Here is a 9,515-nt window from a genome sequence, read left to right on the forward strand (position 1 = left end):
GCAGTTCGGTCAGCCCGGTGTCGTCGTCAATCAGCAGTACGTTTGCGAACATGCGCCAATGGTAGTGGTGGTGCCGCAGCTTGCAAACGATGGCGCTGGCATTTACAAGAACTTACACGCCGCACGGTACGCAAAACCCCTGGGGCGCACTATGCTTTTACCTAGTCCAACCTTTGGAGAAGAAACATGTCCATCTCTGCTGTCTCGGGTTCTTCCAGCATGGCGCAACCTGTCAAACCGGCGCAACCGGTGGCACCAACTCCGCCGCCTGGCGGCAATATCGAAAACCGGCAGCCACCGGCAGAGCCAGCGCAGCCGGCCGCGCCAGCATCGTCAGTCGCGGCGACAGACACCGTGGGAAGCACCGTCAACACCTATGTCTGAACGTCTTAGGCAAGCCTCATCAAACGCTTGGCGTGCCAGTGCGATGGTGTGGACTTGACCGTGCCGCTTCATGTCGACGCTTTCTGTTTTGTAGCGGGTGGTGTTGTCGCCCAGTACGATCGCCGCCGGGCTGTGGGTCTGGCAAGGCGCGTACTTAGCTGGTTTTGCCTTGTAGGATGCCGTATGCGTTCGACATGGGCGGTGGCTTTGTGCCATTTCGCCTCGATGTTTCCCGCGTGGCGACTCTAAGGCGCCAATTGCGCCGCTGCTCGACGCGCTTGAATTTGTCGAAGACCGGGCGCACTGGAACTACAAGTTCAGGTTTGGCTTGTTTCAGGTCAGTGATTCAGACATGCGGCTGATCGCGCAGGCCATGCAGGCGGATCTGGCTTTGCTTCACTTGTAATAGCTGGCAGCGCTTTCTGAATAGGGGCTACAGCTCTTAAACACGCTCAAAGTCGTCACTCATCCCTGTTGTGCTGCTCTTGGTGCATCTTGCTCAGTCGGCGATACGCGAAACGAATCCAGGGCCAGTGCGTCTGCTCAATGAAATCGACCCGAACTTCAACTCGTCACTTTACGGCTTCTGAAACCCGCGCCTCGGGATCGGGGTGGACATCACGATTGCCGTCCGCGTTTCGCCCCAACGGTTGATGTCGCCCAGAAAAGCCTCCAGCGCTGCCATGTCGGCTACCGCTACTGTCATCACGTAAGAGTCGGCACCAGTGACGTGATGGCACTCCAATACATCTGGCCGTGCGCGCAGAGCGTTCAGCAGGGCCTGTTTGTGCGGCTGCTGCGTGGTGATGCCAACGATGGCCTGCACCGGCCGTCCGGCGCGCGCCGGGTCCACATCCGCATGCACGCCACGCACAATGCCAGCGTCTTGAAGGCGTTTCAACCGTTCGGCTGTAGCCGAGATGGAAAGGCCTGCTGCGGCGGCCAGCGCTTTCAGAGGAGCCCGGCCGTCTTCCTGCAAGACAGAGAGCAATTTCCAGGCAGTGGGATCAAGCTGCATTTTCGGTAAGAAGCAATTTCTTCAGGAAATTTGCTTGTGTAAGTCGGTATTCTCCGAAATATAGCACTGCAATAATCTGAAGCGCCGGCCTAGAATTTCAAGCATGAACCTGCTCAGTGTCTTCGCGTCCGCGCTACTGATTGGCCTGTCGATCGCAGCGCCAGTCGGCCCCATAGGGTTGCTCACGATCCAACGTAGTCTTGAGCACGGGCCGCGCGCCGGGCTTGCCACTGGGCTTGGCGCTGCTTGCGCCGACATGGTGTACGGTGCCATTGGCGCGTATGGCGTCAGCTGGCTGATCGGAGCACTGGTCGCTGCACGCGTACCGCTGGCATTGTTCGGCGCCGCATTCTTGCTTTGGATGGCCTGGGGCCTCGTGCGCGCTCAGGCAACCGACCATGCCTCGATAGTGGCGCCAGCACGCAGCGACTGGCAGTACTTCGCGACCACATTTGCACTTACGCTGTCCAACCCTGCGACCATCTTCTCTTTCATCGCCGTATTTGGCACCTTGGCAGGACGAAGCGCTGTAGACGCACCCGGCACGATGGTGTTGGGTGTGCTGGTTGGCTCTGCGCTCTGGTGGCTATTCCTCTCCAGTGTGGTGGGCCGATTACGTGAACGCTTCGACTCGTGTTGGCGCCGCCGGATCAACCTTGCAAGCGCGTCGGTTCTAGCCGGTTTCGCACTTTGGCAATTGAGTTCGCTGTTCTGAAGACTCGAATGTCCGGTCTCGCGGCAAAGGCGAGGTAGCGCTGATCAAAAAGCCGTCTCTGATCTATACATGCCGATCTGTTGTGGAAGTACGTCATACCGATGACGCTTGTTGCCATTGATGCCCATTGAAGACCGCGCCCAGCCGACCATTCCATTGGTTGACCGAACGCAGAGCGCTGGCGCACAGATGCACCGAGCTACCACGGCTTATGCGCCCGCATTGCCATCCACACGGATTTTTCTCATTTACCCTGTCTCTCATCAGCGGCTAAATCGCGGTGAGCTTGCAGATCGCTTCCGGCACGTACTTGTGGTACGGTGTTTTTTGAAAACGGCTCTCACTGGTTGATCGACGTCAGGCGATTGATGGGCGGGCCGATGGGCTTGCTGTTCTGGAAGCTGACACCATAGCCATGCGGCAAGGTCACCACGCCGCGACGCAAAGCATCGTCGATCTCCACGGTGACCTCAAGCATCCCGTGCGCCGTGGTGATCTGACCTACCCACCACTTGCCAACGTAAGCGCTTCTGCGTCATCCGGATGCCGCGCAGGGCAATTCATCCTTTCCGACGCCATTGCGTCTGCCAGGTGACCCCACGCAGACCGCAACGATTCAGCGAAACAACACGTACCCAATGCGTGGGCGGTCGGCGCGGGCAGTCAGCAAGCCGGCACTGCGGCTGCGTTGCGGATGAAACCCAGGTCTTGCAGCGCCTGGGCTGCAGCATGGGGCAACGGCGTGTGGGGCTCGTCCCCCAGCAGGCCCAGCAACTTGTGGTTGTCCAGTGTGTGGGCGCGGTTCCAGAGATAGCGCATCTCCAGCAGCGCCGCCCAGGTGGGCACAAACAACGCGCCCATTCGCATCAGCGGCCAGGGCAACTGGCGGTAAGTCAGCTTTGCACCAGGCTTGATCCAGCCCTGCGCCTGAGCGATGGGTTCAATGGCATCGAGCCACTGCTGGCCGCTGATGGCGTGGCCAGCAAAATGAAAAATTTCAAACACGCTGAGCTGCTCACGCCGCGCGGCAACCAGCGCAAAGGCGCGCGCCAGATCGGGCAGATAGGCCCAGGCAGTCGTCACGTCTTTGTGTCCGGGATAGGTGAACTTGCCCTTTTGAATGTCTTTGACAATGGCCTGATCAAACCAGGTGCCCTTACCACTGCCAAAAAAATCACCCGCACGAATGACGATGGCTGGCACGCCACTGCGGCGGATGTGTTCTTCCATGGCGATGCGGATCTGCCCCTTGACGGTGTTGGCCTGCTGCGGTGTGTCTTCGGTCAGGATGGCAGGCATGTCTGCACCGAAGTTGTAGATGTTGCCCATGAACATCAAGGTGGCATGAAGCGCCCGTGTGATGCCGATGGCGGCCTCGGTCAGCGGCATTGCCTGCGCCTGCCACGCCGCGTTGGTGTAGGGCGGGTTCAGCGCATGGACCACGACGCAGGCACCTTGTGCGGCCCGGGCCACGGCAGCGGTATCGCGCAGGTCGGCTGCCAGCCACTTGATGCGGCAATCCGACACCGCTTCGGCTGGCACTTGCGCACCCGGGCGCATCTGCGCCAGTACCTGCCAGCCCGCATCAGCAAAAGCGCGCGCTGCCGCCAGGCCAAAGCGTCCGCGCGCACCCAAAATCAAAACCGTCGATGGCATGGTGTAACTCCTGAGAATGGCAACCGGTGTTGCAATAGCAGCCATTGTGAAATCAATGTCAATATTGCACAATTGCATGAATGTCGATAGCTGAAATGCAAATTTGCATATAAACCCATGAGCACGCTGACCCGGCGCACGTTTGACTGGAGCCTGGTGCGTTCCTTTCTGGCCGTGTTGGAGCAGGGCAGCCTGCTGGCTGCGGCCCGGGTTTTGCACACCAGCCAACCCACCCTGGGCCGGCACATGGCGGAACTGGAAAGCCAGCTGGGCGTGACACTGTTTGAGCGCACCGGGCGCGGCCTGCGTCCCACCGCTTTGGCGCTTGATCTGGCCGAGGCCGCGCGAGGCATGGCGGACGGTGCCGACCAACTGGCGCGTGCGCTTGCCGGGGCGCAGACGCTCGCCACCGGCACGGTGCGCGTCACAGCCAGCACCCCGGTCGCGGTGTATTTGCTGCCGACGATGCTGGCGCAGATGCGCCAGACGCTGCCGGGTGTTCAGGTGGAACTGGTTGCCAGCAACACCGTCAGCAACCTGTTACGCCGCGAAGCCGATATTGCGGTGCGCATGGTTCGCCCGGAACAGGATAGCCTGGTTGCCAAAAAGATGGGTAACGTGGCGCTGGGTGCCTATGCCCACCGCACCTACCTGGCGCGTAGCCGCCCGCTACGGCTACCAAAAGACTTGCTGGACCACGAACTGATTGGCGGCGACAGCGATACCACCATTCTCAACGGCTTCAAGGCGTTGGGCGTTGCGGCTACTCCGGACATGTTTGCACTGCGTACCGACGACCTGATTGTTCAATGGCAGGCGCTGCGGGTCGGCCTGGGCATCGGCTTTGTGCCGGCCTACCTGGCGGGCACCGACCCGCAGGTGCTGCCGGTGTTGCCTGACCTGCTGCACATCCCGCCGCTGCCGATGTGGCTGGCGGTTCACCGCGAAATACACACCAGCCCGCGCATCCGTGCGGTGTACGACTTTCTGGCCACTGCGCTCACCAGCGCCGCATCGACAGCGGTTGGAGCGGCGTGCGCAAAAACCGCCGACTGCTGATGCACACCAGACGGGCATGAAAGTGGGTGCTTGAAAATTGGGTGCGCGTAGCCCTTCTTGACAACGTAAAGGTGGGGGCAGTGGAATGCGACGCGACCACTCCGACACAAGTCTTCGGTGGTCAGGTAGTTCCCAGCAGGTCGGTTAGCCCGGCGTCGTCGTCAATCAGCAGGACACGTGCAAACATGCGCCAATGGTAGTGGTGGTGCCGCAGCTTGCGGCGGATGGTGCTGGTGTTTACAAGAACTTACACGCCGCATGGCACGCAAAACCTGTTGCGCGCGCTATGCTTTTGACCTCCAACAACCGCAGGAGAACAAGCATGGCCATCTCTGCTCTATCGAGTTCCTACACCATGGCGCAACCCGTCAAACCGGCGCGGCCGGCCGCGCCAACTCCACCGCCTGGCGGCAACATCGAAAACCGGCAACCCCCGGAAGAGCCAGCCCAGCCTGCAGCGCCAGCACGTTCAGCCTCGACCACCGGCGGCGTGGGCCGCACCGTCAACGTTTATGCCTGAACGCCATCGGCATGCCGGGGTAGACGTTGGCTGTGCCGTTGCAGTAGCGCGGGCTTGACCGCGCGATGAGTGGCCATGCCTTCGGTGCGTCAACGGCGGGTGCAGTGGCTCTCTGCCATAGCCGTCGGCCTCTGGGCCTGGCAAGGTGTGTTGCATGGCTGGTATGCCCTGGCGGGTGGTGATAGCCGCCTTTGGTTGCCGCATGGCGTGGCATGGCTGCATGACGGGGTGCTGCTGGCACTGGTGGGCGCGCTGGCTGCCCCGTTTGGGCGATGGGCATGGCTGATGCTGGCGGCATTGGGTGCTGCGTTGTCGGTCTATCCGCAAATGCTGGGCAGTTATCTGGCCACCCAGACCAACATTTTTGGCGCTGACCTGGCCACCCCTGGGGTGTTTCTGACACAGTATCTGGGTGTTGCGTTGCTCTGGCCGGCCGCCGGTGCGGTGTTGAGCGTCGTATGGACGGTCAGGCAACCGCTGATCTTGCGCAGTCGGCCTTGGTTTAAAGTAGGCGCTGCACTGGTTCTGGTGGGCGCTGCGCTGACCTTGCCGCGCTCACCGCATCCGGTCGTCGGCAGTCTCTGGCGCGAGGCAGCAGATCGGCTGACTGGCTCAGTGCGGGTGGTGCCGTCGCTGCGAATGGGCCTGCCGATTGGCCCGGCCACTGCGACGAATGCTGAGGTGATCAAGCTTGGGCCGATCCAGTTTCGCCATGTGTTTCTGATTGTTCTGGAAGGGGTACCGGCTGCTGACTTTGAGCGCGAGTTTGTGCGTCGGCCAAATGGCTTTTACGCGCAGGTGCAGTCGCAGGCGCGCTATTTCGGTCACTATTACTCAACCAATCTCGATTCCTATACCAGCCTGATTGCCATGCTCACCGGGCAACAGGTGCCTTACCGCGCCTACACGCAGCCGTCGGACTATGACGCAGTCAATCTCGCCCCCAACCTCACCCGCACGCTGCGAGCCAACGGTTTTCATAGCGCGTTTGTCAGCACCTACGCTTACCAGCCCTTTGTGCCGACACGCGGCGACTGGGACCAGGTACTTGATGGCAGCGACCTGGCGACCGGCCCGCCTTGGTTGTCGCTGGGCAGCAACCGCATGGAGCAAGCCACCGAGGACAAAGCCGCGCTGGCGCTGCTGCTGGACAACACGCTCAAGCACGAGCGCAATTTTGTTCTGCACGAGATGGTCTATGGTCACTCGCCCGAGTGGCAGGCCAAAACCGGCCAAACGCCGTGCGACTACTACGACAGCTACCTGACCGATTTGCGCAACGGCCTGGCCAGCCGGGGAACGCTGGACGACAGTTTGATCATCGTGGTGTCAGACCACGGCGACCGGTCCAAAGCCGCAGATGCCACCAACTACCGGGTGCCGCTGCTGGTGGTGGGGCGTGGCATTGCTCCGGCGGAGGATGTCACGCTGTACGCCCACCTCGATCTGCCCCAAATGACGCAAACCTGGCTGCAGGGGCTACCGCTGCCCGCCGGGCGCCCGTGGGTCAATCTGGTCGGCTCGACCGAGCGCTGGGTGTATGGCCGCATCACCACCGATGGGCAACATGTGCTGATCGACAACGCAAGGGGAGCGCTGTTGAGTCAATTCGGCAAGCTGAACCCAGCGGTGTTTCAGGCCGAGTTTCAAACCGGGCTGGACGCGTTTGCACAGCAATTTGGCGCGTATGCGGCGAGATGACCGAAGTGCTCAAGGTGCGTCTTGCGCAAAATGGGCCAGCGCCGGGTCAATCGGCTCCCAAGGCAGTGCATCAGTGAGCCAGCATTCCGCAGTGGGTGGCAGCAGCTCTGGCTGGTCCAGTGTGGCCACCGTGACATCAACGGTGCTGGGATGATCAGCCGTCGCGTAGGTCAGCGACGAGCCACAGCGTGGGCAAAACGACCGCATGACACCGGTCGAGGACAAAAACTCGCGTGGCGCAGCGCCGAGAAGCCGAAAGTCCGCCTTGTCAACAATCGCCCAAACGACACCGGCAGACCCGGTGGCTTTGCGGCACGAGGCACAGTGGCAGCGGCAAACAGTCAACGGGCTGCTCTGAATTTCGTACCTGACATCGCCGCACAGGCAGCCACCTTGAAGGGGTTTGTTCATTGATGCGCTTGCTTCAACTCGCCAGCAAGAGTCCGGTTCGTGCGAATCCAACGCCGAATCTTGGCACGCGCGCTGCCGTCGATCCATTGCCGAATGTCGCGGGTAGGGCTGTCCGCACACTGTTCCATGGCACAGCGACTTGCTGGCGAATCTGGATGTGCTTCATTTATGCTAGCTGTTAACGCTTTCTAAATATGGGCTACAGAACGAAAACACTCTCAATGATCATGTCATCAATGGCAATTTGACGGTGAATTCACAATTTCATACCAAGCACATAAGTCGACCTCATCCATGAACGTATTCGTAAATTTCAGCCCGCATTTATCAAGAATTCTCGCCGAGACAACATGATCAACATCAATATAGGCGCTGATGCGCAGAAGCTTCATCACATCGAACCCATAACGGATAAACGCCTTCGCTGATTCAGTGCCATAGCCTTTTCCCCAATGCCTTTTCATGAAGCGATAACCCAAGTCGTAGTTGTCCTGGCGACTGTTAAGTTCTTTGATGTATTTCAATCCGGCCCAGCCGATGAATTCGTTGGTTTCCTTTAGGACGGCTACCAAGCGCCCGACCCCGAATTCCTCATATTGCTGTATGACACTGTCGATCCGTTGACGGGCCTGGTCAATATGGGTCAGCGGTTTGTCGCCCGTATACAGAACCACGGCTGGATCGGAATCGAGTTCAAACATGACTTCAGCGTCGGAGGGCGTCAATTCACGAAAGAGCAAACGCTGCGTTTCAATCACTTTTTTCATGCTAGTCGCCTACGAACTCAAAAGCGCATTCTGAACGAAGGAACGCGGCGATTTTGACGGTCAAGGCAAATTCTGTAGGCAGTCCACGGTCAGGTGCCGAGCGGTCCCGGCTGAAAAATTGCTGGCTGGCCAGACGGCTACTGACACCACGCTGTCAGCAGGCCCCAAGCATCATTCGGGCCTCTTCAACACAACAGGAATGACCGATGAACAACGCACTGAGCTGGTTTGAAATCCCCACCACGCAACTCGATCAGGCGCAAGCCTTTTATGAAGCGGTTCTGCAACGCCCGATGCGCCGCGAGGCCATGGGGCCATCGCAGGGTGCCGTCTTTGCTTATGACATGGCTGCGGGTGGTGTGGGTGGCGCGCTGATGATGGGCCCCACGGCACCCGCGCTTGCGACCGGCGGCACGCTGGTGTATCTGGATGCGTCACCCAGTCTGGATGCCGCGCTGGAACGCACCCTGGTCGCAGGTGGCAAAGTGGCCTTGCCACGCCAGGCGCTGCCACCGGGCATGGGCTCTTTTGCCCATATCACCGATCTGGACGGCAACCGGGTGGGTTTGCATGCCCTTGTTTGACGGACCCCCGCTGCGCCACAACTGGATTGCCGTGGCCAGCGCCGGCCACGCGCGACTGGGCTGCGCCACGCCCGAGCGGGGTTTTATGCAAGTGTGCCACGGCAAATGTGCGCCGCTCAAGCGGGTGCTGCCGGGTGACCGGGTGGTGTATTACGCACCCACCGTCACCCTGGGTGGCAAAGACCGGCTGCAAAGTTTTGTCTCAATCGGGGTGGTGCTGCCAGGCGTGCCGTATGCGTTTGACATGGGCGGCGGCTTTGTGCCGTTTCGCCGTGACGTGGCCTATGTAGCGGCCCAAGACGTGCCGATTGCGCCGCTGCTCGATACGCTTGAATTTGTCGAAGACCGGGCGCACTGGGGCTACAGATTCAGGTTTGGCCTGTTTCAGGTTAGCGATGCCGATATGCGGCTGATCGCGCAGGCCATGCGGGCAGATCTTGAGTTGCTTTATTTGTAATAGCTATGTGCGCTTTTAAAACAAGGGCTAAAGCACCAAAACACCCTCGATTCCAGCCGTCCTGATGTGCGCTGGGTGAGGTGTGCCAACTGGCCCCTGGTGCGGGTACCGAGGCTCCATCAGCTGATGAAAACTTCGTTGGTCTCGCGCACGTGAATTCATGTGTTGAGGGGTAATATCAACCTGATTCCAGCCACTGGGTTGTCACCATGATACGAAACAGGTTGTTGGGCATATGCCTTT

At 59.9% G+C, this 9,515-nt stretch carries 12 protein-coding genes; 7 read left to right on the forward strand and 5 right to left on the reverse strand.

Annotation, left to right across the window (positions count from 1 at the left end; all coding sequences use genetic code 11):
- Positions 1 to 186 precede the first annotated feature (186 nt).
- The gene (locus KBF66_RS17280) at positions 187 to 384 is read left to right on the forward strand and encodes a hypothetical protein (RefSeq protein ID WP_296660269.1); all 198 of its coding nucleotides are present in this window, start codon (positions 187 to 189) and stop codon (positions 382 to 384) included.
- A gap of 577 nt (positions 385 to 961) precedes the next feature.
- Here KBF66_RS17280 and KBF66_RS17290 read toward each other — a convergent pair.
- Positions 962 to 1,402, reverse strand: a complete 441-nt coding sequence (locus KBF66_RS17290; protein ID WP_296660272.1) for an Lrp/AsnC family transcriptional regulator — start codon at positions 1,400 to 1,402, stop codon at positions 962 to 964.
- 103 nt (positions 1,403 to 1,505) lie between these two features.
- Between KBF66_RS17290 and KBF66_RS17295 the strand changes: the two genes are divergently transcribed.
- On the forward strand, positions 1,506 to 2,117 hold the full coding sequence (locus KBF66_RS17295; protein WP_296660276.1) for a LysE family transporter: 612 nt from the start codon (positions 1,506 to 1,508) through the stop codon (positions 2,115 to 2,117).
- 340 nt (positions 2,118 to 2,457) lie between these two features.
- On the opposite strand, the gene KBF66_RS17300 is transcribed toward KBF66_RS17295, so the two are convergent.
- The gene (locus tag KBF66_RS17300) at positions 2,458 to 2,595 is read right to left on the reverse strand and encodes a hypothetical protein (RefSeq protein WP_296660278.1); all 138 of its coding nucleotides are present in this window, start codon (positions 2,593 to 2,595) and stop codon (positions 2,458 to 2,460) included.
- Between the two features lie 185 nt (positions 2,596 to 2,780).
- The gene (locus KBF66_RS17305; protein ID WP_296660281.1) at positions 2,781 to 3,773 is read right to left on the reverse strand and encodes an NAD-dependent epimerase/dehydratase family protein; all 993 of its coding nucleotides are present in this window, start codon (positions 3,771 to 3,773) and stop codon (positions 2,781 to 2,783) included.
- Between the two features lie 117 nt (positions 3,774 to 3,890).
- On the opposite strand from KBF66_RS17305, the gene KBF66_RS17310 reads away from it, so the two are divergent.
- From KBF66_RS17310 to KBF66_RS17320, 3 genes are all read left to right on the forward strand, one after another.
- Complete coding sequence (locus KBF66_RS17310) at positions 3,891 to 4,832, forward strand: LysR family transcriptional regulator (RefSeq protein WP_296660283.1); 942 nt, start codon at positions 3,891 to 3,893, stop codon at positions 4,830 to 4,832.
- A 322-nt stretch (positions 4,833 to 5,154) separates the two neighbouring features.
- Positions 5,155 to 5,352 carry a hypothetical protein gene (locus tag KBF66_RS17315; RefSeq protein ID WP_296660285.1) on the forward strand — a complete coding sequence of 66 codons (198 nt, stop codon included), beginning with the start codon at positions 5,155 to 5,157 and terminating at the stop codon, positions 5,350 to 5,352.
- 75 nt (positions 5,353 to 5,427) lie between these two features.
- Positions 5,428 to 7,053, forward strand: a complete 1,626-nt coding sequence (locus KBF66_RS17320; RefSeq protein ID WP_296660288.1) for a sulfatase-like hydrolase/transferase — start codon at positions 5,428 to 5,430, stop codon at positions 7,051 to 7,053.
- A 9-nt stretch (positions 7,054 to 7,062) separates the two neighbouring features.
- Here the strand turns inward: KBF66_RS17320 and KBF66_RS17325 are convergent, their stop codons facing one another.
- A complete protein-coding gene (locus tag KBF66_RS17325) occupies positions 7,063 to 7,464 on the reverse strand; it encodes a GFA family protein (protein ID WP_296660291.1) in 402 nt (133 codons plus the stop codon).
- A 233-nt stretch (positions 7,465 to 7,697) separates the two neighbouring features.
- Positions 7,698 to 8,231 (reverse strand): GNAT family N-acetyltransferase, encoded by a 534-nt coding sequence (locus tag KBF66_RS17330; RefSeq protein WP_296660293.1) that lies wholly within the window; start codon positions 8,229 to 8,231, stop codon positions 7,698 to 7,700.
- A 206-nt stretch (positions 8,232 to 8,437) separates the two neighbouring features.
- Here KBF66_RS17330 and KBF66_RS17335 point away from each other — a divergent pair, with 206 nt between their 5' ends.
- Complete coding sequence (locus KBF66_RS17335; RefSeq protein WP_296660296.1) at positions 8,438 to 8,815, forward strand: VOC family protein; 378 nt, start codon at positions 8,438 to 8,440, stop codon at positions 8,813 to 8,815.
- Positions 8,802 to 9,272 carry an EVE domain-containing protein gene (locus KBF66_RS17340; RefSeq protein ID WP_296660300.1) on the forward strand — a complete coding sequence of 157 codons (471 nt, stop codon included), beginning with the start codon at positions 8,802 to 8,804 and terminating at the stop codon, positions 9,270 to 9,272. The genes KBF66_RS17335 and KBF66_RS17340 overlap by 14 nt, the downstream gene beginning before the upstream one ends.
- Positions 9,273 to 9,515 lie beyond the last annotated feature (243 nt).

The sequence above is a fragment of the Rhodoferax sp. genome (assembly GCF_018063565.1).
Lineage (GTDB): Bacteria > Pseudomonadota > Gammaproteobacteria > Burkholderiales > Burkholderiaceae_C > Rhodoferax.

Bases quoted from the DNA above. Each gene is read 5' to 3' on its own strand.
- KBF66_RS17280 (WP_296660269.1), top strand. From the start codon at position 187: ATGTCCATCTCTGCTGTCTCGGGTTCTTCCAGCATGGCGCAACCTGTC.
- KBF66_RS17335 (WP_296660296.1), top strand. From the start codon at position 8,438: ATGAACAACGCACTGAGCTGGTTTGAAATCCCCACCACGCAACTCGAT.
- KBF66_RS17300 (WP_296660278.1), bottom strand. From the start codon at position 2,595: ATGCTTGAGGTCACCGTGGAGATCGACGATGCTTTGCGTCGCGGCGTG.
- KBF66_RS17310 (WP_296660283.1), top strand. From the start codon at position 3,891: ATGAGCACGCTGACCCGGCGCACGTTTGACTGGAGCCTGGTGCGTTCC.
- KBF66_RS17295 (WP_296660276.1), top strand. From the start codon at position 1,506: ATGAACCTGCTCAGTGTCTTCGCGTCCGCGCTACTGATTGGCCTGTCG.
- KBF66_RS17320 (WP_296660288.1), top strand. From the start codon at position 5,428: ATGCCTTCGGTGCGTCAACGGCGGGTGCAGTGGCTCTCTGCCATAGCC.
- KBF66_RS17330 (WP_296660293.1), bottom strand. From the start codon at position 8,231: ATGAAAAAAGTGATTGAAACGCAGCGTTTGCTCTTTCGTGAATTGACG.
- KBF66_RS17325 (WP_296660291.1), bottom strand. From the start codon at position 7,464: ATGAACAAACCCCTTCAAGGTGGCTGCCTGTGCGGCGATGTCAGGTAC.
- KBF66_RS17340 (WP_296660300.1), top strand. From the start codon at position 8,802: ATGCCCTTGTTTGACGGACCCCCGCTGCGCCACAACTGGATTGCCGTG.
- KBF66_RS17305 (WP_296660281.1), bottom strand. From the start codon at position 3,773: ATGCCATCGACGGTTTTGATTTTGGGTGCGCGCGGACGCTTTGGCCTG.
- KBF66_RS17290 (WP_296660272.1), bottom strand. From the start codon at position 1,402: ATGCAGCTTGATCCCACTGCCTGGAAATTGCTCTCTGTCTTGCAGGAA.
- KBF66_RS17315 (WP_296660285.1), top strand. From the start codon at position 5,155: ATGGCCATCTCTGCTCTATCGAGTTCCTACACCATGGCGCAACCCGTC.